The sequence below is a fragment of the Micromonospora sp. CNZ286 genome (assembly GCF_014207755.1).
Genome location: NZ_JACHIZ010000001.1, coordinates 7,122,577 through 7,148,428 on the forward strand (window position 1 = coordinate 7,122,577; position 25,852 = coordinate 7,148,428).

The 25,852-nt window shown below is 66.4% G+C and carries 23 protein-coding genes and 1 tRNA gene; 9 read left to right on the top strand and 15 right to left on the bottom strand.

The features are described 5' to 3' along the window. Window positions 1-33: 33 nt before the first annotated feature. Together cysS and rlmB are read left to right on the top strand one after the other, a co-directional pair. The gene (cysS, locus tag FHX31_RS32125; RefSeq protein ID WP_013288907.1) at window positions 34-1,449 is read left to right on the top strand and encodes a cysteine--tRNA ligase; all 1,416 of its coding nucleotides are present in this window, start codon (window positions 34-36) and stop codon (window positions 1,447-1,449) included. Next, complete coding sequence (gene rlmB / locus FHX31_RS32130; protein WP_091330668.1) at window positions 1,449-2,564, top strand: 23S rRNA (guanosine(2251)-2'-O)-methyltransferase RlmB; 1,116 nt, start codon at window positions 1,449-1,451, stop codon at window positions 2,562-2,564. Before cysS ends, rlmB begins: the two co-directional genes overlap by 1 nt. Before the next feature lie 57 nt (window positions 2,565-2,621). Here the strand turns inward: rlmB and FHX31_RS32135 are convergent, their stop codons facing one another. Next, entirely contained in the window at window positions 2,622-3,713 is a 1,092-nt protein-coding gene (locus tag FHX31_RS32135) for an ABC transporter ATP-binding protein (RefSeq protein WP_013288905.1), read from the bottom strand. A 365-nt stretch (window positions 3,714-4,078) separates the two neighbouring features. Between FHX31_RS32135 and FHX31_RS32140 the strand changes: the two genes are divergently transcribed. Continuing rightward, a tRNA-Thr gene (locus FHX31_RS32140) sits at window positions 4,079-4,155 on the top strand. Window positions 4,156-4,228: 73 nt separating this feature from the next. Here the strand turns inward: FHX31_RS32140 and FHX31_RS32145 are convergent. The 6 genes from FHX31_RS32145 to FHX31_RS32170 form a co-directional block, all read right to left on the bottom strand. Then, window positions 4,229-5,470 (bottom strand): tyrosine-type recombinase/integrase, encoded by a 1,242-nt coding sequence (locus FHX31_RS32145; protein ID WP_184977700.1) that lies wholly within the window; start codon window positions 5,468-5,470, stop codon window positions 4,229-4,231. Then, entirely contained in the window at window positions 5,470-5,730 is a 261-nt protein-coding gene (locus tag FHX31_RS32150; RefSeq protein ID WP_402881735.1) for a helix-turn-helix domain-containing protein, read from the bottom strand. The genes FHX31_RS32145 and FHX31_RS32150 overlap by 1 nt, the downstream gene beginning before the upstream one ends. Then, window positions 5,727-7,439 carry a replication initiator gene (locus FHX31_RS32155; RefSeq protein WP_221488180.1) on the bottom strand — a complete coding sequence of 571 codons (1,713 nt, stop codon included), beginning with the start codon at window positions 7,437-7,439 and terminating at the stop codon, window positions 5,727-5,729. Before FHX31_RS32155 ends, FHX31_RS32150 begins: the two co-directional genes overlap by 4 nt. 68 nt (window positions 7,440-7,507) lie before the next feature. Beyond that, window positions 7,508-8,125 carry a DUF2637 domain-containing protein gene (locus FHX31_RS32160; protein WP_184977702.1) on the bottom strand — a complete coding sequence of 206 codons (618 nt, stop codon included), beginning with the start codon at window positions 8,123-8,125 and terminating at the stop codon, window positions 7,508-7,510. Next, window positions 8,122-9,501, bottom strand: a complete 1,380-nt coding sequence (locus FHX31_RS32165; RefSeq protein WP_402881739.1) for an FtsK/SpoIIIE domain-containing protein — start codon at window positions 9,499-9,501, stop codon at window positions 8,122-8,124. Before FHX31_RS32165 ends, FHX31_RS32160 begins: the two co-directional genes overlap by 4 nt. Before the next feature lie 426 nt (window positions 9,502-9,927). Further along, window positions 9,928-10,356 (bottom strand): hypothetical protein, encoded by a 429-nt coding sequence (locus FHX31_RS32170; protein WP_221488182.1) that lies wholly within the window; start codon window positions 10,354-10,356, stop codon window positions 9,928-9,930. A gap of 155 nt (window positions 10,357-10,511) precedes the next feature. Between FHX31_RS32170 and FHX31_RS32175 the strand changes: the two genes are divergently transcribed. Continuing rightward, entirely contained in the window at window positions 10,512-10,712 is a 201-nt protein-coding gene (locus FHX31_RS32175; protein ID WP_148062100.1) for a hypothetical protein, read from the top strand. Window positions 10,713-10,720: 8 nt separating this feature from the next. Here FHX31_RS32175 and FHX31_RS32180 read toward each other — a convergent pair whose 3' ends face one another. Continuing rightward, window positions 10,721-11,446 (bottom strand): GntR family transcriptional regulator, encoded by a 726-nt coding sequence (locus FHX31_RS32180; RefSeq protein WP_184977705.1) that lies wholly within the window; start codon window positions 11,444-11,446, stop codon window positions 10,721-10,723. Between the two features lie 987 nt (window positions 11,447-12,433). Between FHX31_RS32180 and FHX31_RS32185 the strand changes: the two genes are divergently transcribed. From FHX31_RS32185 to FHX31_RS32195, 3 genes are all read left to right on the top strand, one after another. Then, window positions 12,434-13,657, top strand: coding sequence for a helix-turn-helix domain-containing protein (locus tag FHX31_RS32185; RefSeq protein WP_184977706.1), 1,224 nt, complete (start codon window positions 12,434-12,436; stop codon window positions 13,655-13,657). Window positions 13,658-13,680: 23 nt separating this feature from the next. Continuing rightward, the gene (locus FHX31_RS32190; protein ID WP_240638522.1) at window positions 13,681-14,148 is read left to right on the top strand and encodes an NUDIX domain-containing protein; all 468 of its coding nucleotides are present in this window, start codon (window positions 13,681-13,683) and stop codon (window positions 14,146-14,148) included. A 248-nt stretch (window positions 14,149-14,396) separates the two neighbouring features. Beyond that, window positions 14,397-14,876 carry a hypothetical protein gene (locus FHX31_RS32195; protein ID WP_184977707.1) on the top strand — a complete coding sequence of 160 codons (480 nt, stop codon included), beginning with the start codon at window positions 14,397-14,399 and terminating at the stop codon, window positions 14,874-14,876. A 119-nt stretch (window positions 14,877-14,995) separates the two neighbouring features. Here FHX31_RS32195 and FHX31_RS32200 read toward each other — a convergent pair whose 3' ends face one another. Then, window positions 14,996-15,532: a hypothetical protein gene (locus FHX31_RS32200; RefSeq protein ID WP_148062141.1), complete on the bottom strand. Its 537-nt coding sequence runs from the start codon at window positions 15,530-15,532 to the stop codon at window positions 14,996-14,998. A gap of 560 nt (window positions 15,533-16,092) precedes the next feature. Here FHX31_RS32200 and FHX31_RS32205 point away from each other — a divergent pair. Next, window positions 16,093-16,923 carry a hypothetical protein gene (locus FHX31_RS32205; protein WP_184977708.1) on the top strand — a complete coding sequence of 277 codons (831 nt, stop codon included), beginning with the start codon at window positions 16,093-16,095 and terminating at the stop codon, window positions 16,921-16,923. Window positions 16,924-17,378: 455 nt separating this feature from the next. Here FHX31_RS32205 and FHX31_RS32210 read toward each other — a convergent pair whose 3' ends face one another. Continuing rightward, window positions 17,379-18,251 (bottom strand): hypothetical protein, encoded by an 873-nt coding sequence (locus FHX31_RS32210; RefSeq protein WP_184977709.1) that lies wholly within the window; start codon window positions 18,249-18,251, stop codon window positions 17,379-17,381. A gap of 772 nt (window positions 18,252-19,023) precedes the next feature. Between FHX31_RS32210 and FHX31_RS32215 the strand changes: the two genes are divergently transcribed. Then, the gene (locus FHX31_RS32215; protein WP_402881485.1) at window positions 19,024-19,503 is read left to right on the top strand and encodes a restriction endonuclease; all 480 of its coding nucleotides are present in this window, start codon (window positions 19,024-19,026) and stop codon (window positions 19,501-19,503) included. 314 nt (window positions 19,504-19,817) lie between these two features. On the opposite strand, the gene FHX31_RS32220 is transcribed toward FHX31_RS32215, so the two are convergent. The 5 genes from FHX31_RS32220 to FHX31_RS32240 form a co-directional block, all read right to left on the bottom strand. Next, window positions 19,818-20,591, bottom strand: a complete 774-nt coding sequence (locus tag FHX31_RS32220; protein WP_184977711.1) for a hypothetical protein — start codon at window positions 20,589-20,591, stop codon at window positions 19,818-19,820. A gap of 54 nt (window positions 20,592-20,645) precedes the next feature. Continuing rightward, window positions 20,646-22,643: a BbrUII/HgiDII family restriction enzyme gene (locus FHX31_RS32225; RefSeq protein ID WP_184977712.1), complete on the bottom strand. Its 1,998-nt coding sequence runs from the start codon at window positions 22,641-22,643 to the stop codon at window positions 20,646-20,648. A 204-nt stretch (window positions 22,644-22,847) separates the two neighbouring features. After that, the gene (locus FHX31_RS32230) at window positions 22,848-23,609 is read right to left on the bottom strand and encodes a GIY-YIG nuclease family protein (RefSeq protein WP_402881471.1); all 762 of its coding nucleotides are present in this window, start codon (window positions 23,607-23,609) and stop codon (window positions 22,848-22,850) included. Window positions 23,610-23,871: 262 nt separating this feature from the next. After that, window positions 23,872-24,300: a very short patch repair endonuclease gene (locus tag FHX31_RS32235; RefSeq protein WP_184977714.1), complete on the bottom strand. Its 429-nt coding sequence runs from the start codon at window positions 24,298-24,300 to the stop codon at window positions 23,872-23,874. A 26-nt stretch (window positions 24,301-24,326) separates the two neighbouring features. Further along, window positions 24,327-25,460 carry a DNA cytosine methyltransferase gene (locus FHX31_RS32240; protein ID WP_402881474.1) on the bottom strand — a complete coding sequence of 378 codons (1,134 nt, stop codon included), beginning with the start codon at window positions 25,458-25,460 and terminating at the stop codon, window positions 24,327-24,329. Window positions 25,461-25,852 lie beyond the last annotated feature (392 nt).

Here is a 25,852-nt window from a genome sequence, read left to right on the forward strand (position 1 = left end):
ACCCGGAAATGTGCGGACGGCTACCCTTGTGAGGTGACGCTACGCCTGTATGACACCGCCACCCGATCGGTGCGGGACTTCGTTCCGCGGGAAGCCGGCAAGGTGGGGGTCTACCTGTGTGGTCTCACGCTCCAGGCCCCGCCGCACATCGGTCACCTTCGCTCCGGCGTCAACTACGACGTGCTGCGCCGATGGCTGCTCAGCAAGGGCTTCGAGGTCACGTTCATCCGCAACCTGACCGACATCGACGACAAGGTCCTGGCCAAGGCGATGGAGCAGGACCGGCCGTTCTGGTCGATCGCGTACGCGAACGAGCAGATCCTCACCACCTCCTACCGGGCGCTCAACGTGCTCCCGCCCACGTACGAGCCGCGGGCGACCGGGCACGTCCCGGAGATGCACGAGCTGATCGCCCGGCTGATCGAGACCGGTCACGCCTACCCGGCCACCGACGGCTCCGGCGACGTCTACTTCGACGTGGCCTCCTGGCCCGCGTACGGCTCGCTGTCCGGCCAGTCCCCGGCGGACATGCAGCCCGCCGGCGACGCCCCCGACCGGGGCAAGCGCGACCCGCGTGACTTCGCGCTCTGGAAGGGCGCCAAGCCGGGCGAACCGGCCGACGCCTACTGGCCGTCGCCGTGGGGCCGCGGCCGGCCCGGCTGGCACATCGAGTGCTCGGCCATGTGCTGGCGCTACCTCGGTCCCGAGTTCGACATCCACGGCGGCGGGCTCGACCTGACGTTCCCGCACCACGAGAACGAGATCGCCCAGTCGCAGGCCGCGGACCTGCCGTTCGCCCGCTACTGGGTGCACCACGGCCTGCTCGGCATCGGCGGCACCAAGATGGGCAAGTCGCTCGGTAACACGCTCGACCTCGACTACGTGGCCGCGCTCGGCGTCCGCCCGGTCGAGCTGCGCTACTACTACGTCGCCGCGCACTACCGGTCCCGCATCGACTACTCCGAGGACGCGCTGCGCGAGGCCGCCGTCGCGTACCGGCGGATCGAGGGCTTCGTGCAGCGGGCGGCCGAGCGGGTCGGCCCGGGCCGGCCTGGCGACCTGCCGGCCGGGTTCGTGGCCGCGATGGACGACGACCTCAACACGTCGGCGGCGCTGGCGGCGCTGCACGAGGTGGTCCGCGACGGCAACACCGCGCTCACCGCCGGGGACGATGTGACCGTCCGCACGACGCTGGCCGCCACCCGGGCGATGCTGGATATCCTCGGCGTCGACCCCCTGGACCCGGCCTGGACCGGCGGCGGCCGCACGGACGACCTGCGCGGCGTGGTGGACTCCCTGATCGCGCTGGCCCTGGAGCAGCGCGCGCAGGCCCGCAGCCGCAAGGACTGGGCTGCCGCCGACGCCGTACGCGACCAGCTCAAGCAGGCCGGCGTGGTCGTCGAGGACACCCCCCAGGGCCCGCGTTGGACTATTGGAGAGCAGGACTGATGGCCGGCAACTCGCAGCGCCGTGGCCGGCGACTGACGCCGAAGGCGGGCGCCCCCAAGGGCACCGGTGGCAAGAACAAGGACTCGCTCGCCGGGCGGGGTCGCACGCTGCCCGCCGACGAGCGGCCCTGGCACAAGGCGTACTCGGGCACCGAGAAGCTGCCCCAGCGCACCGCCTGGAAGCAGGACAAGGAGCGCCGGGCCGCCGCCGAGGAGGGCCGCGCGCCCAAGATCGGCCAGCCCGGCACCAAGGACACCACCTGGGGCAAGGGCAGCCGGGCCGGTGTGCCGCTCAAGGGCGGCAAGGGCAAGCCCGGGGGCCGGGGCGGTCCCCGGGTCGCGCCGGGCCGCAAGGCCAACCCGGCGAAGGACAGCCCCGAGCTGCTGGTCGGGCGCAACCCGGTGCTGGAGTCGCTGCGCACCCAGGTGCCCGCGACAGCGCTCTACACCGCGCAGGGCATCGACGTCGACGACCGGGTCAAGGAGATCGTCCGGACCGCCGCCGACCGGGGCATCGCGATCCTCGAGGTCAGCCGCGCCGAGCTGGACCGGATGACCGGCGGGGTGCTGCACCAGGGCGTCGGTCTCCAGGTGCCGCCGTTCGCCTACGAGCCGTTCGACGACCTGGTCGCCGCCGCGCTGGAGCAGGCCGCCCCGCTGCTGGTCGCGCTGGACGGCGTCACCGATCCGCGCAACCTCGGGGCGGTCATCCGGTCGGCCGCCGCGTTCGGCGCGCAGGGTGTCTTCGTACCCGAACGGCGTGCCGCCGGGATCACCGCGACCGCCTGGCGGACCAGCGCCGGCGCGGCCGCGCGCGTGCCCGTCGCCCAGGTCACCAACCTGACCCGGTCGCTCAAGGCGTGCAAGGAGGCCGGCTTCGTCGTGGTCGGCCTGGACGCCGACGGACAGACCGACCTGTACGACCTGGAGGCCGCCGTCGGCCCGCTCGTCGTGGTGGTCGGCTCGGAGGGGCGCGGGCTGTCCCGCCTGGTCGGGGAGACCTGCGACCTGACCGTCAGCATCCCGATGGTCTCCGACGTGGAGTCGCTCAACGCCAGCGTGGCCGCCGCGGTCACGCTCGCCGAGGTCGCCCGCCGCCGGTCCGTCGAGGTCTGATCGAGAGCAACGAAAAGGGGCGGTCCGCCGTGGCGGGCCGCCCCTTTCTCGCGTACGTCAGATCCGCTGGCCGGTGGCGGCGTGGAAGACGTGGCTGCGGCCGGTACGCGGCTTGACGAACACGGTGTCGCCCATGTTCGGCATGCTGCGGCGGTCGGTACGGACCACGAACCGCTCGTTGTGGCCCTCCAGCGCGGCGTGGCCGTAGACGTTGGCGTCCGAGCCGAGGTCCTCGACCAGCTCGACCACGACCGGCATGCCGCCCTCGGACGGGCTGACCAGGTCGCAGTCCTCCGGCCGGAAGCCGACGGTGACCTTGCCGTCGCCGCCCTCGGAGCCGGCCGCCTGGACCTGCTCGCGGGTCAGCGGCACGATCATCTCGGCGAACGCGCCGCCCTGCTCGGTCAGCTTCACCGTCTTGATGTTCATGGCCGGGGAGCCCATGAAGCCGGCGACGAAGACGTTGGAGGGGGTGTCGTAGAGCGCCCGCGGGGTGTCCACCTGCTGGAGCACGCCGTCGAGCATGACCGCCACCCGGTGACCCATGGTCATGGCCTCGACCTGGTCGTGGGTGACGTAGACCGTGGTGACGCCCAGCTTCGCCTGCAGCGAGGCGATCTGGGTACGGGTCTGCACGCGCAGCTTGGCGTCGAGGTTCGACAGCGGCTCGTCCATGAGGAAGACCTGCGGCTCGCGGACGATCGCGCGGCCCATGGCGACACGCTGGCGCTGACCGCCGGAGAGCGCCTTCGGCTTGCGGCTGAGGAACTCCTCCAGCTGGAGCAGCCCGGCCGCCTCCTTGACCCGCCGGTCGATCTCCGACTTCGAGGTCTTGCGCAGCTTGAGCGCGAACGCCATGTTCTCGTACACCGTCATGTGCGGGTACAGGGCGTAGTTCTGGAAGACCATCGCGATGTCGCGGGCCTTCGGCGGGAGGTGGGTGACGTCCCGGTCGTCGATGTAGATCGCGCCGTCGTCGACGTCCTCCAGGCCGGCGAGCATCCGGAGGCTGGTGGACTTGCCGCAGCCGGACGGGCCGACCAGGACGAGGAACTCCCCGTCACCGATCTGGAGGTCGAGCTGGTTGACGGCGGGGCGCTCGGTGCCCGGATAGATCCGGGACGCCTTCGCGTAGGTGACCGTAGCCATGATGGAGCGCTTCCTTTCACCGGCAGGAACGTGCCGGACGATCCGAGTGAAGGAGCGACCGGCGCCCAAGGCGCCGGCCAACGGGGTCGTCGCTCAGGCAGCCGAGGCCGGCCGGAGTGTCGTCCGTGTCACTGCACGGTAAACGGCTTTCGCGATCGTGCCAAGACGTGGCACGTCGGGTGGGACGGATGGCATACGCATAACGGTCAGGAAGGCACTGTGAGGCATCAATCTCCCCACCTGTGAGCGCGGCCGAGCGATGATCCATCGGTCGTACCGGTCGGGATGCCGACGTTTTCCGTGCTCGGGAGCCCTGCGAGGCGGGAATTCCGGGGCTCAGTCGCTATGCTGAGCCCGACGCACGCGCCCCTGTAGCTCAGCTGGCCAGAGCACTCGCCTTGTAAGCGAGATGTCGCCGGTTCGATCCCGGCCGGGGGCTCCAATTCCATCAGGCGTTTCGCGGCGGCAGCCGCCGCGATCCGGCCGGATGACAGCAACGCTGACAGCAACGACGGTCACGACAGCCGCCCGTCGAGCTTGCCGAGCGCCTGACGCATCGCGTCGAGGTTGGCGTGGGCGTAGACCTTCAGCGTGACCTTGACGTCGGCGTGCCGGGCGATTGCCTGCACGACGTGCGGAGGGACGCCCAGCTCCATCAGCAAGGACACGACGGTGTGCCGCAGGTCGTGCAGCCGGACACCGGGCAGGCCGGCGGTCTCACGCAGCCGGGCGAATGATCGGCTGAGGTTGGTGGGCTCCATCGGAGTGCCGCGCTCGGAGGGGAAGACCAGGTCGTGATCCTCCCAGACCTCGGCGAGACCGGCCCGCTCTGCCTGCTGGTGCTCCTGGTGCTCCATCAAGCTCAGCCAGGTGACCTCGGGCAGCGGCAACACCGCCTCGGAATCCTCGGTCTTGGCGTCCAGGACGTGAAGCGCCCCGGCGACCCGTTGAACGGTCTGCCGTACCCGAAGGGTGCCGTCGTTGAGGTCGACATCCGACCAGCGGAGCCCGACCAACTCCCCGCGGCGGAGACCCATCGTGGCGGCCACGACGTAGAGAGCGTGAAGTCGGTGGCCGGAGGAGGCGGCGAGGATCTTGCGCACCTGGTCGACGGAGAGCCCCTTGCCGACCTTGTAGCGGGGCGAGGGGATACGCACCAGCTTCGCCACGTTGCGCGACACCAGCTCCTCCCGCATCGCATGTTGCAGGGCGTTGCGAAGGACCGCGTGCACGAACTGCACCTGCCGAGCGCTCGGGTAGCTCTGGCAGCAGCGGCCGAGGGAGCAGCACCGCCGGCCGACCGGGCGGATCTTGTCGAGGCCGTTGGTGCAGCAGAGGCACTTGCGGCGGAAGCCGTCCATGAACGCCTTGACGTGCTGCACCTGCAAGCCGTCGAGGCGCTTCGTGCCGAGGGCCGGCACCAGGTGCAGCCGTACGGCGCTCTCGTAGCCCCGAACCGTGGTCGGCTTCAGGTCACTCACGTACGTCTCCAGCCAATAGGGCAGGTAGTCGGCCAGCTTCCAGGCCCGGTCGGGGAGGGGGATGCCACGCTGAGACTGCGCCTTCAGCTCGATGAGCTTGGCGTGTGCCTCGTCCCAGGTGGCGCCGTAGACGAACTTCCGCTTGCGGGTGCCGTCGGTGGCGAGCACGTACGCCTGCCCGACCCACCGGCCGTCGCTAGAGCGCTGGTAGATCGAGCCTTCCCCGTTGGGGTTGCGGCGGGCGGTTGACTGTCGTTGCTTCGGTTCTCTGGGCATCAGGCGGCTTCTTCCGTGAGCGTGGCGATGGCCTCGTCGATGGCCGATGCGGGGATGAGCCGGCGGCTCCCGACCTTGAAAGAGCGGAGCCGGCCGGAGCGGATGAGGTCGTAGACGAGCGAGCGGCCGATGCCGAGCGCATGGGCGGCTTCCTCGACGCGCAGCACGCGAGGATTGATTGAGCTGGTGGCGTTCATCGACTGGCCTTCCTCGTGTGCGGAGGTGAGGGAAAGGGATACCGGGCCGACAAGGGCGATCACTGTTCGAGGGCGCCGGCCGCGAGTGCGGCGGGCGCGGCGGCGGTTGTTCGTAGCCGTGCGGTGTCGAGGTCTGTGCGCCAGCGGATGCGGGCGGATATGGCGCGCAGGAGTCGGTGTTCCAGTGGTGGTACGTCGGGGTCTTCGGGTCGGGCGAGTTCGAACCGGTACCGCTTGGATCCGTCCGTGTCGTCGGCCGCCTGGTCGTGCTCCTCGGTGTCGGCCATGCCGCCGGCGAGGATGGCGCGCACCCATGCCCGGTTGTCGGCCCGGTGGTCGGCGAGAGTCTTGCCGGACCATTGGCGGGAGACGAGGACGCGGCGGCCGGTGAAGCCGAGGGTGGAGCGTTGGTGGACCTTCCCGGTGCACCGGCCGGGGGTCAAGCCCGCCTTGACGCCGTCCGGCTGGACGCCGTACAGCAGCCAGTTGGCGCATGTCGGCGAGCAGGGCAGGACCGACAGTTCCGCGTGGAGCCGGTCGAAGTGCGCCTTCTGCGGGTCCGAGCGGGGCTTAGCCTGGTCGGTCAGATCCTTGGTGACGTACTTCGTCACGTAGCGGATGGACCGTTCGGCGTCCTTGGTGCCCTGCTCGATGCCGCGGGCGTCGATGCGGCCGAGGCGGGCGACGTAGGCGGGCCGGCTGTCGGGCTCCTCCAGGGCGTCGAGGGCTTCACCCCAGGTGGGCAGCGGCTCGCGGGTCTTTGGGTCGACGTATGCCTGCCGGTCGACGTCCCACACCGGCGGCTTGTCCACCCGATAGACCGGCTCGTCGAACGGTGGCCACCACACCTGGTGGTAGGTGGCGGCGGCGATCTGCTTGAGCAGCCGACGCGGGAGAGTGCCCCGGATAGCGAAGTGTGCATGTGGGGCGAGACGGCGTTGCAGCTCGACCGCTCCGGCGTATTGGACGTTCCAGCCAGCGGCACGGCGGACGTTCTGCCACCACCGGTCGAGAACCCGGGCGAAGTGGATCGCGTCCAACGCCGCCCGCCGGTAGTCGTAGCCGGCGGGATCGACCGGCGTGGCGAGGAGGTCGTCGTGCGGGCCGTGCCGGGTACCGCATTCACACGGCGCGACGTAGGCGCCGCGTCGCAGGTGGGAGTGCACCGGCCCGTGCGAGTCGAGCGTCAGCGTGACCAGCATCGACGGCCGGTAGGTCTTGCCCGCCCGGCCCGAGTAGGCGCGACCCACCGTGCGGGGATCGACGGGCAGCCGGGGCAGGTCCGGTGAGTCTTGGCGCCGCCGGGTGGACCGCTTGCGGCGGGGGCGCTCGTCGCGTTCCTTCGGAGTGAGATGCCCGCGCAGGCTGGTTTCGCCGAGGGCTTCATCCAGCTCCGCAATCGCGGCGTCGATCTCGGCCACCTGCGCGGCCCGCTCATCCGGGGTCATCGGCTGGTATTGGACGGCTTCGCGTTCGAACTCCAGATGCGCCCGCACCCGCACCAGGGCGAGCGCGTCCTCACCAGGCTTGTCGGGGCGCACGGCCGGCTCGTCAGCGAGGTGCCAGCCCTCCCGGATCTGCTGGATCCGCAGCCGCCGGCCCTTCTCCGCGCACGGCTTGCACTTCACGGCCAAGGTCGCTCCGCACGGCACTTCCACGACCTCGGTCAGGCCGGTGGCGGTGTCGGTGCGGCGTAAAGCGAGGGGGCGGACGCAGACGCCGTGTGACTCGGCGAGTTGCTTGAGCGCGTCCTTGGCGAGGGGCTTGCGCATCCGGTCGGCCCGCGACCCGGGCCGCGGCTGCGTCTCCGACGGAGTCTCGGGAATGAGGGGAAGTTGGGTCACTGGTCACGCTCCGCGCCGTACGAGGTGCCGTTGCGGGCCGTGAACGCCGCTGCGGGCACGGGCACCAAGCCGGGCCGCTGCACCGCTAACGCCGCCGGCCGGACCGGTTCGACGGTGACCGCCTCGTCCTCGTCAACGGCGTCGACCACGACGGGCCGGTGATCCTCGGTCGGGTCGTAGCCGGGTGGCACCTCGCCCCGGTCGCCGCTCGGCTGCTCGACGGGCGCCTCCGGGGCGGTGGAGAAGACGAGCTTGGACAGGCCGAGAAACGCCAGCGCGGGCACGGCCGACAGCAGCCACCCGGACGGGCTCGGCTTCGCCACCGCCAGTTGCGCGGCGAGAGACAGCGCGACGGCGCAGACGAGCAGGAACAGCGGGTACCCGACCGGGCCGCCGGTGCGGCGGCGTCGCCGGATGGTCAGCAGCGCCGCGAGCGGGAGCAGCTCGGAGATGGCGGCATTCGCCCAGCCGAACCAGTCCCCAGTACCGGCCGGCGAGTTGGCCATGGTCCAGTCGTGCACGTGAGTGAACGATGCGGCCCCGGCCAGTCCGCCCACGATGAGGACGATGAGCACCAGGACGAGCCCTTCCACGCGCTCGGTGTCGGCCTTCACGGGGTCACCTCCTGGTCGGTGTCGTCGCAGAGGCGGCGGTAGTCGCGGCCGAGCTGACGGATGTCGTCATCGGTGAGGTAGGCGAACCGCACCCGGACGGGTTCACGGACGCCGTCGAGGACCACGAACCCCACCCCGGGCGACGACTCCGGAATCCGGTCGCAGAGGGCTCCCCCGTCACGGGCGGCGTCGCCGAGGACCATGTCCACCTGCTCCGGCTCGGTCAGCCGCAACCCGATCCGGGTCGGGAACAGATCCCGGAACGGCAGCACGTCCTTACGCGGATCCTGCAAGGCTGCGACCACGTGCACGCCGACCGCCCGGCCCTGCGACAGCAGCAGCCCGAGCGATTCCTTGATCCGGTCACGGACCTTCCGATCCGTGATGTACGCCGTGAGCGCGGCCAACTCGTCGACGACCAGGACGAGCAACGGATCCTCCGGCGTCGGCACATGCTGGCGGGTCACCCCGCGCAGCCGGGCCGCCCGCAGCCGCATCCGCTTCACGGCCTCTTCCAGGACCCCGGCCATGCTGTCCGGATCGTCGTAGGCGAACCGGGCGAACAACGGCACCCCGGCCGCCAGCTCCATCCCGCCCTTCGGGTCGAACGCCCACACCTCCACCAGGCCCGAGCGGATACCGCCGGCCAGGGAGCGCAGCAGCGACCACAGCACTGAGCCCTTGCCCGAGCCGGTCGCCCCCGCGATGAGCACATGCGACCCGGCCAGCCGCAGCCGGTAGGGCTGCCCGTCCTCGTCAACGCCGAGCGGCAGCGCGTCCAGTTCCGGCACGTCGACCACCGGCAGCGGCGCCACGACATTGGCGAGAGGGTCACGGCGCACGAGGCGCACCACCACCCGATCCGGGCGGCCTGTGGAGCGGGCCTGTCCGCTGCGGCGGCGGAAGGCGTAGGCGAGGCGTTCCGCGGCCTGCCCCCAGTCGTCCGGGATCTGCCCCGGCAACAGCCGGACAGTCAGCTCGTCACCGAACCGGTCGCAACGCACCCGCAGGAGCTGCGGCACGTACCGGTCACCGGCGAACGCGGTCGCCAGCCCGCACGTGGCCATCACCGACGCCCACCGACGCCGGTAGACGAACAGCGCCCGGACCCTGCTGACCATCGGGTACCAACCGAACCGCAGCCACGACGACGGATGCCACCGCCACCACCCCACGCAGCCGGCGACGAGGGCCAGGACGACGCCGGCCAGGACCAGGCCGCCGAACTCCGCCCGCACCCATAGGGCCAGTGCGGCGGGGGCGGTGAGCCACCAGTACCGGACCGCCAGGACGGTGAGGCGGAACAGCCCCCGGGCCAGCCACCACAGCACCAGCAGCCAACCCGGAACCCGCCACGCGGGAAGGCGCACGTTCATCGGCGCCATGGGGATCTTGTCCCCGGGAATAACGTTGATCAGAGGCACAGGTCACCACCCCGAGCCGAACGCCCCAACGTCGAGACGCACGACCGGCACGACATGCGGCGCAGGTCAAACCGGCGCGGCTTCACCCACCGGCAGCAGCGGGGGCAGCGAATCGCCCACACGCGCGCCGAAGCCGGCGGCAGATGCAGCACCGACCGGACGGCGGCCTCCACCTCCCGGTACGCGTGCCGCACACCGACCAGACGAGTACGCGACATCAGGACCACCACCCCGACGAGCGGCGCCGCGAAGGGCCGAGGGCAGCAGGAACTACGGTGGGCATTACGCCCTCCTTCACCAGACGAGGGGTGGGAGAGCGCGGGACGGGTCGGGACTCTTGGCGGGGAAACGACCCGCCCCGCGCGCACAACAACCGAGTCAGGCAGCCACCGCACCCGGCACCGTCGACGCCGGGCGGATCGAGGTGGCCCGCAGCGAGTACGCCATCCGGGAACGGCAGTCACCCGAGGAACGACCCGGCTTGCACCGCTGCGAGTCGACATACGGCGTGAGGGTCAGGCCCTCGAACTCCACCGCCGGCGGATAGCCCGGCACGGTCGACGGCGGCGGCACCGGCTGCTGCGGAGCCACCACTTTGACCTTCACCTCGGTCGACCGGCCGAACTTCCCGGCCTCGGGGTCCAGGTCCATCACGCGCACCACCCAGACCCGCTCGCCGGTGTCCTTGTCCCGCGCCTGGTTATCCGCCTCCGCGCGGCGCTCGAAGTCAATCTGCGGGGAAACGCCGAGGCATAGCGCCCCAGCGGGGAAGACGTACTCGGACGGGACCGGCACCTTCAGCGTCATTGGAACCACTCGGACAGCCTCCTAGCTTTACCAGTCGTCCTACTGACAACCGGTTGGGCTAACAAGTTACGTCAGCTTGTAAGTACAAGCAAGAAGAACATGAGTCGAGTGCACAATGTGGAGACTGGCTGGCCGTGAACCCGAGGGAGAACGCGATGCAGGAGCGGGTGACGGTCGAGCGTCTGACGCTGGTAGACACCGTTGACAGGTGGTTCTGCCTGGACCGGCCGGTGTTCATCGCACCCGGACAGTCGTACTGGGCCGACTGGGAGGCCGGCGAGCTGTACATAGACCGGGGAGATGGCCAGATCACGCGGATCCCCCGTGCGCCATACCGCCCCGATCAGCCGCGCTGAACCGTGGATCAGGATAGGGCGTACGTGTCCTCGAACTCGTGTCGGCTGCCCGGCATCACCAGCATCGACGTCATGATCGGGTCGCCGGATGCCTGGTGGACGGTGATGACTACGCTCATCACTGCTTCGTCAGCCGGAACGTCCAGCGCATCCGCCTCGGCCGGGCTGACCCGGCGGGCGGTCATCCGTTCAGTGGCGTAGTCGGCGCGTAGGCCCTTGTGGCGGGCGATGAGGTCGAGCAGACCGCCCGGGATCGGAGCCGGCTTGATGATGTCGGTGCCGGCGGCGATGTCCACCGGCACGAACGTGGCGATCAGGTCGACCGGGCCGACCTCCGAGACCCTCCGGCGGCGCCGCTCGTAGACCGGCGTGCCTGCGGGGATCTTCAGCTCGGCCGCGATCCGCGGCGAGGCGAGCACGGGGCCGACGTGCAGGATCTCCGTCTCCCCGGTCTCGTCCAGTTCGACCGCGTCCCGCGCGTACTCGGGAGAGATGCGACCGGAGGCGGGCCGACCACGAACGAAGCTGCCCTTGCCCTGCTGGGACTCGATCCAGCCATCCTGCTTGAGGATGCCGAGCGCCTTCAGCACCGTCGGCCGGGACACCCCGAACTCCGTGCAAAGCTGGCTCTCCGATGGTAGGGCCGCGCCCGGCGCGTAGTCGCCGTCTTCGATGCGCTTCCGCAGCGTGTTCAACACGCGCAGGTATTTCGGCGTCGGAATCTCGTACGCCATCGCGGGCCACCCCACCTAGGAACGCTGCCTGAGTTACAGCAGCTTATGAGTTGTTTGCATGTCAGGACAAGTTGCGTCGGCCGTGCGGCTTCAACGGCGCGAAGTGGAGAGGAGGGATCAACGGGTCGGACCGTGGGGAGCGAACAGCCGAATGGGCACGAGGATCTGAGTGCGTTCGCCTCGCTGGGTGCGCGGTGCCACCTTGGTTCCCTCGACCCAGATCCACTCCTCGCGCTCTGGGCGGTTGAGCACCAGGCGGACGCCGGTCACGCGAAGCATTATCGGTCCGTCGGCAGGGCGGTAGCGGTCGGCCGCCTCCACACGGAGCACTGTGCCGAGCCGTACCCGAAGGTCAAACACCACGCCTCCTTGCCGTCCGCGCCGGGGTTGGCGACGGAACGCTGGATGAGGGGCCGATCTGAAGTCCCGCGATCTGCGCAAGGACTTCGCGCCGGGCCAACGCTTGCCCGTCTCTTGGGTTGATGACGTACTCGGTCAGCCACACCCAGCCGTCAAAGGCCGGCCAATCGCCGACGGCGGTCACCCGTAGCCAGAGAGCCCGATCGCCGCCGAATTGCACCGACGCGCGACCGTCGAGGAGGACCAGTGCGCCCGGCTTGGGTGCGCCTGGCGGAACCGGCTGTCGTCGGCGGGGCGCCGGGGTGGGCGGGCTCTCTCGGGATCGACGTTCGGGTCGCGGTCCCATGCCAGCACCCACCCCGGGCCAGCCTCAGCAGGTCGCCGCGCGACCGGAGCCCACGCAGTCCATGCAGGACCGCCGGGCCAGGGAACGGTTCCGCTCCGACCCCTGCCCCAAGACCCGCACAGCGGACCGCGCAAGCGTGTACTTCCAGCCGGCACCCGAGCAGGATTGGCAGTTGGTCGATACGTTCAGCCCCGTCATGGAGACAGGTTGTGGCACAAACCGCCCAGTGACCCGGAAAATCCTTCCGGGGTCGCAGCCGGCCGAGGGGAGAAGGTGAAACGGTGCAGGGGACAACCAAAACTCTGACCATCGGCGAGCGCGTTGCCTGGTACCGCCGCCGCCGCGGCCTGTCGCAGGAAGTCCTTGCCGGGCTCATCGGCCGCACCGCTGATTGGCTCGGGAAGGTCGAGAACAACCGCATCGAGCTGGACCGGCTCTCCGTCATCAAGTCCCTCGCCGAGGTCCTGGACGTATCCCTCGGTGACCTACTCGGCGAACCCGTGCTGCTCGACTGGACCGCCGACACCGGCACCGAAACCGTCCCCGCTCTCCGGGCGGCGCTGATGAACTACCGCGCCATTGCCCCGTTCGCCGGCACTCCCCACGGCGAGCCCCCGACCGTTGCCGTGCTCCGGAAGGACGTCGGCGCACTTTGGGACGCCTACCAGGACTCCCGATTCGGATACGTCACCGGCCAACTACCCGATCTGCTCCGCCGCGCCCAGGCCGCCGCCGACCACCACGACGGTGACGACCAGGACCAAGCCCGCCGGCTCCTCGGCCTGGCTTACCAGCTGACCGCGACCCAGCTCACCAAGCTCGGAGAGGCCGACCTTGCCTGGATCGCCGCCGACCGCGGCTTGGCAGCCGTTCGGCCCACCGGTGATCCGCTCATCACCGGCTCGTTGTTCCGGTCCGTCGGTCACGCCCTGCACGCCACCGGTCGCTACACCGAAGCCGTACGCCTCACCGAAGACGCCGCCGGCTACCTGGAGCCCCACCTGGCGCATGCCTCGCCGGCCCTGCTCTCCGTCTACGGAACTCTGTTCCTGTCCGGCTCCATGGCCGCCGCCCGCGCCAACGACGCCGGCACCACCCGTACCTTCCTCGCCGCAGCAGAGCACGCCGCCGGCCAGCTCGGGACCGATGCCAACCACCTCTGGACGGCGTTCGGCCCGACCAACGTCGCCATTCACCGCGTCGCCACCGCAGCCGAGTTGGGCGATGTTCAGGTTGCCGTCGACCTCGGCCCGCGCGTCGACACCACCGGACTCCCGATGGAACGGCGGGTGCGGCACGCCCTCGAAGTCGCCCGCGCCTACAGTTCGTGGAACCGCGTCGACGACGCCCAAGCTGTGCTGCTCGAAGCCGAGCAGATGGCGCCCGAGCAGGTGCGGCACCACTTCCTCAGCAGGCAGCTCGCCCTGGCCTGGGTCCGTCGGCAGCGCGGCAAGCCGCCAGCCGAGCTGGTCGGCCTGGCTCGCCGGCTGAAGGTGCTCGACTGAACCGAGGCATTTAGGCTGCCCTGGTGACGGCCAACGAGATGCCACCCGTGGCGACCCCACGCGTCGCCGCCGGCGCCCTGTTCTTCGACGATGAAGGCAGGGTGATGCTCGTGCGCCCCAGCTACAAGAAGCATTGGGACATCCCAGGCGGCTACGTCGAGCCCGGCGAGTCACCTCGGGCAGCCTGCGTCCGGGAGGTCCGCGAGGAACTCGGGCTCACGCCCGCACTCGGACCGATGCTGGTCGTGGACTGGGCGCCAGCCGAGCACGAGGGCGACAAACTGCTCTTCATCTTCGACGGCGGGTCTCTGGGCGCCGAGCAGGAGCGCGCGATCCGCTTCGCGGACGGTGAACTCACCCAATGGCAGTACGTAGACGCAGAGTCGGTAGAACACTACGGTCCCTCCCGGCTTGGCCGTCGGATCCGCACCGCAATCGCAGCCCGCGGCGGTAGCGTCTCCGCATATGCCGAGCACGGCAGTGCTGTCTGACGCGCAGGCCTACTCAAGACCGCGCACAACGGGCTCCACCCTCCGCTGCGGATGCGCGGACCTTCGTCGACGCTTTCGCGACAGCACTTAGCGCGGGGTCGGCCACGGGCACGACGTCCGTCGAGCACCTCGGCGAGACTCTTCCGAGAGGTTCTCGTATCGTCACGCAAGTGATCATGGGGGAGGTTCTGCCTAGGTGGCGGTCGGGCCGAGTCCGGCAGGCTAGACATCCTGTGCGGTGGCCCTGGGTGCTGTTGGCGTTGGTGGTGATGAGTTGCGCTGGCCTTGTGGCGGTGCCTGCCTCGTGGGCCATGCGTAAGCAGTTGGAAGCAGAGCGAGGCGAGGCGACACCGGAGGCCGCAGCCCGGGTGTGGCTGTTGAAGCTCAGCGCTGGTGAGGAGTTGGGACTGTCGCGGGTGCTCGCTGGCGCGCGTCATGACGAGCTGCGGCAGCAGTGGCGGGACTACCGGGCCGAAATGACAGGGACCGGCCGGGAGCCTTCGAAGTTGGAGAGCGTGGGGCCGAGTGCTATCGAGCACCAGAGCGCCGAGCGGGCGACGGTGACCGAGCAGGTGCGCGCGGTGTGGTGGGACGACGCACAGATTCTCGCTGGCACTGCGCATCCTTGGCGGTGGGAGCTTCGCAAAGACCGGGGCGGGTGGCGGGTGTGGTCCGTCAACCTGCCGCCATGGTGCGGGGTGCACGTCCGCGCGGACCTTTGTCCGTGATGAACGGAAGGCCGTTGACCGAGTGCCGGGTGGGCAGGAGGTCGACGGCGTGTCTAGTCCCACCACATGCCTGACACTCGCGTCCCAACACATGCTTGACGTTTGGGCTAGGCGCTCGATCACAAGCTCGGCGGTGTGCTCGATGCAGCGAACGTCTTCACGGCCTGGAGCAAGCGGTCGAGGAAGGTAGACAGGTCTGGGGCAGCCATGTCGAAGCGCGGGTCTTCGGAGGTGTAGACGCCGTCGAGGACGAGGTCCGGTGGGAGTCGGTAGACGGGTGAACCGGCAGGCGTGGCTAGCGCGTACTGGGTGCCGCCACCATCGCTGGCGAAGACGACAACGTCGGCGTCGTGGCGGCCACGTACGTGCCAGAGGTTGCGTGACTCGTGGATGTGGGCCACGTCGGAGGCCGTGTGCAGGAAGAACCCGTTACCGATGTCCGGTAGGTCGACGGCACCGACTGCCGCGTACACGTCTACGAGGTCGGCCGGGATTGCGGGACGGACAGCAGCGAGCCGCGCAGCAGCGATCGTGTCCGGCTCGCTGACGACGTTCTCGTCCGGCGGATACCCGTAGCGGTCTTCGAAGTCAAGCACTGCGGAGGCGACTCCCTTCCGCAGATCCTCGCGCCAGGTCCTCAGCCGGCTGGGATCCACGCATCACCTCCGGGTCACACTGAACAAGCCGGGCCGACTTCACACGCCGCCAGCCACTGGTGTCAAGCATGTGGTGGACGCGAGTATCAGGCATGTCCCGTGACACGACAGGAGGTTGACGGACGACACTGCCGAAACAATCTCATCAGGATCAAGGCGCCGCGCAAGCGCGGCACATGAACGCGCCACGTCCGCCCTGCGGGCGGCCTCCGGCCGTCCTCGGGCAGCCGGAGCGCGTCATTCGCCGGTTCGCTGCTTGCCCGAGTACCGGGGCCCACGCGGCGGGAAGCTGCGGTACTGCGAGGGCGGCCGTCCGTCCGTACGAGCAGTCTAGGTCCGCTTGACGTGCCGAGCCGGACGGCGGCTCACTTCCCAGGGTGGCGGCTAGCTGCAGCAGGAGGGATGGCCGGAATCAGGGATGGGAAGTACGCTCTCGCCGTTACTGAACCTGGTCACGTCGGTGGGGAGATGATTTGAGTCGCAAGGGCGTCAGGAGCCGCTTCGCTATCCATCTTTGGGGAAGCGCCGGCAGTTGCTTCAAGCGAGCTATCCACGCGTACGTGCAGCGTGACTACGTTGACTTCTATCTGCACTCTGGTGTTTCTCTGGAATATCTGCTTAAGTCTCGCCTCGCGGCTATCGCCCCGACCTTGATCGCTAACCCCAAAAGCTTCTCCTCGATGCTCCTCCTCGCTCAACTCCCAGATGATCAATTGCCGGCCCCAATAATCAAAACCATTGGAATCGTTGATAGCTTGCAGCGGTGTCAGACACTGGTCACTTCGCTCCACACCTACGCTGACCGGCTGAAGATGTTGATCAGCTATAGAAACGGGGCGGCGCACGCCGCGCTTGTAAACGAAGCGGAAGCGTCCAAAGATCTTGCAGCTTTCGTTGGGGCCACAGACCTATTAATTAGAGATCTGGACCAACCTCGGGAGCCGTTCTACGGAGACTTCATTCACTTTGTGAACGTTCGGCTCGACCAGTCTCGGGATGAGGCTGAAGTTGAAGCGAAGGCTGCCATTGCAAGCGCGGCGGCTGAATTCAGGAGGCGCTATCCAGACGCCACTAATGGATGGGCATTGGGAGAGGCCTTACATGGATGGCTACTTGAGCGCAAGTACGAAATAGAACGGTACGACTGCCCAGCCTGTAATTCCCCCGCCATGCTTCACGGGGACTCGGATCTTGAATGGGATGCGGACGTTGACGACAAGGGCAACATTAGCGGTGTATTGCCGATAGTCCACTTTATTCCGTCGCAGTTTGAATGCAGGGTATGCGGGTTGCTGCTGCGCGGACGGCAACTGCCTGCGATCGGTGTACCAGGCGACATTATTCTGCGCGATGTGGATCCAAGCTACTTTGTCGAGTTGAGTAACGAGTGACTAACAGTCATGAGGGTTCGTCACTGAAGGTGTAGATCACTACAACCAAGATGCTTTCAACGCTTGGCGCGGGGCAATCCATCGCCTCACGGCGGATCAAGCCGCGGCTCAGTCCTGGCGGCGCGGGCGGTACAGCTTCGCTCATCTCCTTGGTGCAGCGCTGGTCGGTCCGGGCGGTGCCGAACCGTCAATCGCCGGTCCTGTCGTCTATGGGTCTGGCTGAACTGAGGGCTTCTCTACGTCGGCCAAACCAGCAAGGCGGAGCGGCGGCTGCGCGACTTGGCGATTGGGGAGAGCCAGCGTCTCGCTAACACCTTTCCGCCCGAAATCTCGTATAAGATCGTCGTCGTGGCGTGGCCTCGCTCGGGCTGCTTGATCGGCGCAACATGTTTTCACACTCGGTAACGGTCCAGCCTGTTGGCCGCCCGCAAGGGCGACTCGCAGGGCGGAATCACCTACGGGATCGGCGACCTGCCTCGCCGCTTGCGCCAAAAGCGATGCCAGCGCACGCGCAGTGACACCTTGGGTTCTGGGGAGGGCTCCACCCCCATCGCACGCGCCCTTGCCGCAGCATTCGCCCGCTCGGTCGGCGCGTACGCGTCATTTTCAGGATCGTCGTGTACAGCTTCAATGGGCTGTGCAACGTGTCGCCGCCACCAGCGGCCACTGGCGTCTCGGAAGATCAATGTAGTGCCAAGGCCGGGCTGACCAGGATGGTCAACGTTAGGCCATACGAACTCGACCGTGTGATCGCTCTCCGGGTCGACTGCGTCGACCACCAGGGAAAAGGAGCTGTAAAGCTTCTTCCGGCCAGTATTCACGACCTGTATTTTGGCCGGGCCGATCAGCTCCTTGCTTCCGTTGTGGATCGCGGCAGTGAGTTGAATTACGGGTACGAGCGCTCGGTAACGAGCTGTCTCATTGGGCGAGGTGGACTGCATCAATTCTATGCCACCGACGGCTTTGCCGATTCTAGCGCCGCTCGCTAGCATCTCGAACTCAGTGCCAGGCTCGTGAAAATTTTGGGCAATGTGTTTAGAGTAAACAAGCCGCGCCTGCTCCTCGCGGCGTATTTGAGTACTGCGCCAATAGGAGATAGCAGCCACCATGAACGCCATGGATGTTCCGATGGCAGCCACCCAGTCAGGCCACGAGCCAAGAGTAATCTTGTCCAGTAGACCCGACGAATGATCAATCACGTTGACCAATCCAGTGGCCGACGGACTGGGGGTCGGGTTGCTGGATGGAACCGGGACCACCACGGGAGAGACAGCAGAAGGCGATGCCATACCTGTGGGCGTTGGGAGGGGTGCCAGAGCAATGAACACGGAGGCCAGTATGCCGCCAAGGGTCAAGGGGCCACAGGCGGCGGACGACGGGGCCTGGGTGTCCCTGGCGCTCGGATCGGCTGGGCTGCCGACGATTTGCAGTCAAACTTTCTGTAAGTCTTCAAGGCGGCCCTTGACGGGCCGCACGCGCCGGTGCCTGGGCGCGCGCCGGCCGCTGCCGCTGTCGCTCTGCGGCCGACACGCCTGACGCCCGGCGGCTGGCGCGGAGAGCGGGGAAGCCCGGTGGGCCGCCGCGGAACGACAGACAGTTGACCGGTGAGGTGTTGGGTCGGCAGCCGGCCGGGCCGCGCGGCCACGAGCCCGCGCGGCGTGAGGGAGCGCACGCCGGCCGCGTCGGCGAGCTGGCGGCGGTCACGGGGCTGCGGTTACTGCGCCTCCGGCGGGGGCGCTCGGGCTCCGGGACAGCCGGGGCTCCGCCGGCGGGTCACGGTCCGTGGGTGGTTGCGGTAAGGCATCCCGCCTGCCATCGACCCGGGCAAGCCGAGCAGACCACCGCCCGACCCGCCAGCGTCCGCACGAGCCGTCAAGGTCCGCGTGACGTGGCGGGCCGGGCGGCGGCCCGCTCCCCAGGAGGGCGGGTCGACGGCATACGGGATGGCCGAGGATGCTGAGCAGCGTCAACCCGGCCTGAACGGCGTCGACTCCCATCCACAGGGCTCATTTGCATCTCGCCAATTTTGGCTATGATTTCCCAATGCCTACGTCTTCCCACAGCCGGACCAGCGATCCCGCGTGGCGGCGGTATGAGTTGATGGTCAGCCGATCGTTGGCCGCCATTGACCCGAACGCAAGGATACGGCACAACGTGAAGGTCCCCGGGCGGCTGAGCCGGATAAAACGTCAAATTGACGTGTGGGCTATAGGGCGGATTGCAGGAATGGACATGACCGTTGCCGTCGAATGTAAGCGGCTCGGGCGGGCGGTAAATGTGGAACGGGTAGATCAGTTCATTGGGAAGCTCTTGGATATCGGGGCGGATCGAGGAATGCTCTACTCCTGCTCTGGCTTCACACCCGGCGCTCGCAACCGTGCCAGCTGCGCGCGCAATCCAGCGGTACTGGCGGTCGAGACAGAGGAGAGTGAGTCGATTGGGGGGATTTGGAACATGACAGAGGTTCCTGTCGAACTCTTCACACCTAGCAGGCCCCGACTTAACTCGTGCCGGCCAGCACCACTTATCGACACCAAGTTGCTTGAAACGTGGCTTACAACCCAGGAGTGGCCCAACTAGCGGCTCTTGGCTGTTCCGGACCGTCAAAGGCCGACCAACAGTGACCTAGGGCGACCAGCAACACCCGAAGAAACAGCAGGTGGAGGGTACGGAGCGTGCGAGGCCGCCCCTCGGGTCAAGGGCGCTTCTGCGTCGCTGCGGGCTGGCCCTGGCGGGGCCGCTCTTGACCCCCGGAAGCCTCTGCGACCCCGCGGGCCAGCGTAGCCAGCGGGCCAGGAATCTGCCCGGGTATGCACTCGCCGCATCCCACCACGGCCTTGTCGACTCGCATCCGGTCCGCTCTAAGGAGTGCAGCATCAAGTAGCGGTCGGTTCTCAGCCGCCGTCAGCGTCAGGGAAGTCCAACGCCTCAATCAGGTACGACATGCGTTGAAGGTCGCTGATCAGTGCGGCGTCCCGAAAGGGGCAATTCTGGTGATCTAAAAGACCGCCAGCGAAGGGCGTCACCCCATAGCTGGCAAGAGCGGCCATCAAACCAGCCGGGCTTGTGGCGACTAGTCCTAGCAAGGCCAGTGCCGGCCCCGCCTTCAGGATGCCAGTGTCCCTTGTCAGGAAGACGTGCATATCGCTGCCTAGCGCTTGCCCGATCAAGTCGCGGTCGGCACCATTCGGTAGCCGTGAAAGAACATCTTTCTTGCCCTCAACGGCCTCCCCGGAAAATAGGTCCAGTTGACCATCGACCTCAGCGCGGTATGCGGCTTCAACCGGCAAATACCATTCTGAAGGGTGGCTGTTGAATTTCCGGCTTTCGAGACTAAGAGCGCTAACGAGCCGATCAATCATGTGCTCTCTCGCTTGGCGCCGCCTCGCCGTCAGCTTGCGCTTCGCGTCATTGACCGTCCGAGGCATCACATGGAAACTCACGTCCCGCGTTGACCAAATCTGTATCAGCTGGCCCAGCGCTTCGACCTCATTCTGGTACCCGGGGTCGGACAGTTGGAGGGGCTCACCTTCCCACAGGGTCAAACCGAAAGTTTGGTAGTCGATGAGGACGTTGGTATCCCAGACTATGTCAAGCGAGCCGCAGGATCCTCTGCCCAGGAACACGGACGGGCAAGCGCGATAACAAAAGCCGAGGGCATCCACCATCCGCCGAACTCCATCTGCGTAACGACTCTTCAGTCTATTTAAGTCAACCTTGACTCACGTGACCTCGGGTGTCGACTGCCCGGTCGAATCATCGGCGATAGAGTCGAGCAGCTTCCGCACTCGCCCAATGTCCTCTGATCGATTGATGTATTCACGGTAACCGTCGTATGCGTCCTGCAGTAGCTCTTCATACTTAAGCACTCGGATGTTCTTAGCGGCCAAGACCTGTCGTGACTCCTCCCGGCCGTATGGCTGCGCCCAGTCGCGCAGGTCCCGTCCGACAATGCAGACCACCTCGACCGGTTCGTCCCGCCCAACGTCTCGGAGGTGGCGGAGTAGCGCGTTCCGATACTTATCGACTTGCTCAAGCAGCGTAGCCGTGGTGGTAATGACGGAGTTTCGCTTAAGCTCCACGATTACGTGCGTGCCTGTGACCTTCTTGTATCGGATATCGATGCGGGAATTCGCTTCTTCGTCGGTCAACTGATCTCTGATTTCAGCGAATCGCCTTCCGATCCTCTCCTCCATCGCTCGATCGGTGGCCCGCTCCCAGGACGGGTCCAAGAGCCATAGATTTTCGAAGAGATGTTCCTGAAGTACGCGTTCCAGGGCGTTCTCGTCCATGTGCGCGCGCAGCTTGTCAATGACCCGGAGACGCTGCACGACAATCTGATGGTAGAGCGCGGACTCTAGGTCCTCGATACCAGTGAAGACGGAGGCGACTGCAGCGTAATCGCTGGCCTCCATGTCATCTAGTGCATCAAGATTGTCCCGATATCGGAGGGTCTCAAAAGCGAGCACAGAGTGCGCGAACAGCTCTTGGCGCTGGCGCTCGTCGTCTACAGTTAGCTGGTTGATTTTACCGAACAGCCGCCGGGCTCGCTGACGGCTCTTACCCCTCAAAGAGTCGAACCAGTCCCTAATATGCGGGTTTTCAAGAGCCGCCTTGGTTCCTGCGGCGTTGCGGAGATCGTTCCATGCAATACCGATAGCTGAAATCTCTTTGCGAAGCCATTGCAGTAGGGCTTGGTATCGAGGGTCATCCTCGATAATTCGCTGCCTACTGCTCGTAGCAATGTCCGACTCCTCGTCAGTGTCAAGGAAGTCCGCATGAATTTCACCGATCAGATACGCGCGAAAGATCTTGCCTTCGTTGAACTCTTCTAGAAGGTCTTCATGTCCCAACTTCCCACGCACCATCAGGTGAATGCTATTAATGTTCTCCCCGTCGGGCTCTTTAAGAGACCCGGCGTTAGCAACCGTACCAATCCAGCCAGTTACTCGACCCCCGGCAACCGCCGGCGCTTCCCCAATTCTCTTCTCGGTTGCGTTGCTGCAGCGCGCGAGGATCTTCCTGCCATCGTCGTCGTCACCATAGACCCATACGTACTGGAGTTTGTGGAAGTAGTCCCGGTCCTGGACGGTGACTTCCTCGCCGTCCATGAAGAGCCGGAAAGAATGCTCTGCGCCAAGAACCGAGAACCGTCGCGCTAGCCGCTTTCGCAAACCTGCCGCAACGTTGGTCAGGCCCTTCTTTAGGTCGGTCAGCACAATGCGAGTGCCTCGCTCGAAGTCCACCATGGCGGGGTCGAGCACCTCTGGGCAGTAAGGCTTCGAGTTATTCGGGTCGTCGCCGATCGCCTCGCGTATGCCATCAATGGTCATACGAAGCGCGTTTCGCTGCCCGTCCTTGCTTGTGTAGACCTCGACTGTCTCCGCGATAGAGAAGAGAGAAAGCTTGCCGATTCCCTTCCTGCCCATGACGGCTCGGCCGAATTTTGCCGTGGTCTGACGGTTGTCCTTCCGTCGTTGGTAACCGACATGGAGGTACCGCTCGTTGATGTCGGTGTGGACCATTCCTTCGCCGTCGTCCTGAATGACTACGCGACCGCGGTTTCTATCAATAGTGATCCGAACTTCGGTAGCGTCCGCGTCATATGCGTTTGCTACAACCTCAGACAAGACGGCTGGAACGTTGCTGTAAAGATTCAGACCGAGGTGGTTGAGTACGTTGAGGCTGATACTCATGTAGTAGGTGGGCTCTGCAGCCACGGAGCACTCCCCTCGGAAGCGATGCGAATATCTCAAGGTTAGTCGCCGGGCGGGGCTCCAGGAAGACCCGTGGTGAGGGTTCGAACACTGCTAGTCCCGGGCGCTTTGCCGGGCTTGGGCGGACCTATATGGCTTGTCTCGGCCTGGTCGCCGCCCCGGTAGGTCTCGTGTCAACCAACATCATGAACATTCGTGGTCACGCCACTAGTCGTCGGACGCATCGTCAGCATCCGACTCCTGAAGGACGTTGCCGACTAGCTTGTGTACGTCGATCGCGTCAGGAGATGGCCTGGCTCGGCCCTCTGCATACGCTAGCCGGGCAGCCGCCAGGTCAGCGAGACGGACCGCTTGAATCACGATGACGCGTCGTAGGCCGGCCGAGACCTCGCCACGCTCGTGGGCGACGGCGGACACCCTGGCCAAGGTCTCGGCGCGGCGGGCGATACGAACGTCTGGGTGCTCGCGATCCTCTCGCAAGTCGTCCGGAACCAGGGTGAAGCGATACGAACGTGGCAGATTCACGAGTTCGGAGACTGGTGGGATCTTCTCGTTCAAGATCGCACGGTACTTCGACTCGTCGATTGCCTGGCGATACGCCGAGTACTCGATCGCGTCGAGCTTCGCCCGCTTGTCGGGGTCGGTGCGTAGGTGCTCGGTTGGCCAGAACTCCAGTTCCGCGACCTCGAAGGGGTCGAGGATCCGATACGCCAAGGTGTCGCTCCGTTGGCCCGTCATGTGTCTGCCGATGCGGGTTCCGAAGTTCTCCCACGTCTGCCCGATGTAGATCGGCTCCGCATCGTAGTCGTAGAAGCCGTATACGCCGATGCAACTGCCCAGCCGCTTGCCGCTGGCACTGTCCACGGACCTCATTGCGTCCTTCAGCAACAGCCGGAAGCCTTGGACGAACTTAGTCGGCAGCGAAGCCTTCGGCGGAGGCTCGTGTTCCGGCTCGTTGTATGACGCCACGCCACGACTAGCCACTGGGTACACCTCGACCTTCTCGCCCGTCCATGATCCGGGGCAGGAGTCTAAGGGCTAGCCTTGCCCGCCGTGTGGGACGCGGACGACAGGGAGAGTCGGCGGAGCCGGTCTTCCCTGCAGGAGTCCGCGTTCGAGTTGTGACCGGCGGGCGAGTGTCGGCAACCTGACCGGCGCGGCGCCTCGGGTGCCCTCGCCGATACGTCAAGATCCGCCACCGGGACTGCTGACCCAGGGCGACGGCCGCGCGCTAGGTGCTCGTTGCTCGAACCAGTGCAGCGTGGATGGCCTCCGCGGCATCGTTCGCTGGCTCGTGCTCCCAGACGCGGATGACAGTCCACCCGGCAGCGCGCAGCAGATCATCAACCAGTATGTCCCGCTGACGGTTGCGGTCGATCTTTTGGTGCCAGTATCCGCTAGGGTCGGACGGCATCCGGCAGTGCAGCGGGCATCCGTGCCAGAAACAACCGTCCACAAAAATCGCCACTTTATGGCGCGTGAAGACAACGTCTGGCCGGACTGTGCGTTGCGGGAGCGAGATCCGATAGCCGACTCGGTAGCGCAGCCCTCGATGGAAGAGTTGTCGCCGGAGGGCCAGTTCTGGCTTTGTGTCAGAGCTCCTGTTTGACCTCATGGCACGTGAGGCTGATGACGGCGGCGGTGTGGGGGGTAGCCTCATCGGGTTCTCAATCGTGCCAATAAGGGTTACTCATTCGCGTTGGCTGGCCGTAGGACCGGCAGGAGATAGTTGTTGCCGATCCACTCGATGACGTCAACCACGACGGCGTCGCCAAAACCGAACAGTTGCTGGTTCGGTGTGCCGGCGAGAAGCTTGTAATCGTGGGCACCCATGAGGTTGGCGTACTCGCGTGGTGTCATCCACCGGATCGCCTTGCTGCCTTTGCCTAGCCGGACCAATGCTTGCTTGCTTGATCCGCCTCCGGTGGTCCGCAGACACCCTGCGATGCCGTCCTTGCGGAGCTCCCACATTGCGACGCCCTGCCTAGTGCGCCGGTAGGCAGTTCGATAGCTGATGGTGTCCGCTGCGAGAAGGGCGTCGAAGCGAGTCTTCTGAACGAGGCTGAGAGAGCTGACGAAGGCGTCCACGCGGTCCTCGCTCCACCACAAGTTCGCGGCGACGTCTGTCTCCACGAAGCCGTCTAGGTCCGGCGGGCCCTCCGGCAAGGCGGGGAGATTGATGTAGTGCATATCTAGCGTCTGGCGGTGCTTTTCATGGATGGCTTGCACCCAAGCGGGACGTGCGTCGGTGACTGGTGGGACGCCATGCCGGGCTTGGCTCGGCAGCTTGTCCTTCTGGATGCCGACAATGAACATCCGGGGCCGAGACTGCGGCACGAAGTGCCGGGCGTCGATCGCAAGCACGTCCAAGGAGTAGTTCAGCTCCGACAGGCTGGCCAATGCGGCTGCAAGGTCCTCGCCTCCGTGGCTGGTGGCGAAGCCGTGAACGTTCTCGAGGAGGATCACTGATGGTCGGGGCGACATGCCCTTCATGATCTTGGAAAACTCCCAGAACATCCCCGACTGCTCGCCGACTAGGCCGCGCCTGTTCCCAGCCAGCGATAGGTCGATACACGGGAAGCTGCTCGTCGCTAGCTCGATCCCCGCTGGCAGGTCCGAAGCTTCAACCTTGCGGATGTCGCGGACGATGAAGTGATCTTCGGCGCCTGGGAAGTTGGCGGCGTAGGCGTCGTACTTTGCCTGCTTGATGTCGTTTGCCCACACCACCTGCACTTGAGCGCCTTTCACGCGCTCAAGCGCGGTTCGGACGAGACCGATCCCGGCAAAGAACTCCGCTGCCCGGATGGGCGCGCTCTCCATGCTTCCTCCCTCGCCCATCATCGCTGCAGCCTATAGGTGCCCTGGCACCAGTCCCCAGGCATGACACTCATCTGTGATGATTCGATCATCAGTTCGACTGGTCGTGATCGAACGAGTGCTGGCGGCTCATGTGCGGTGTGCCACACCGCCCTACGGTGATGACGGCAAGTCCGACGGACGGCGGCGCTTTGATGGGCGCTGGCGCTGGCGTGAGGTTCGGCAAGGATGGCCGGCGGTACGGCGGCTGTCGACAGCAACGCTGACAGCAACGGCATCGGACGAGAGGAGTTCGATGAGCGCTGGCGCGGACGAAGCTCCGAGTAGACAGCCGTTGCCGGACGTGTGCGGACGGGGTGCACAGAGCTTGTAAGCGAGATGTCGCCGGTTCGATC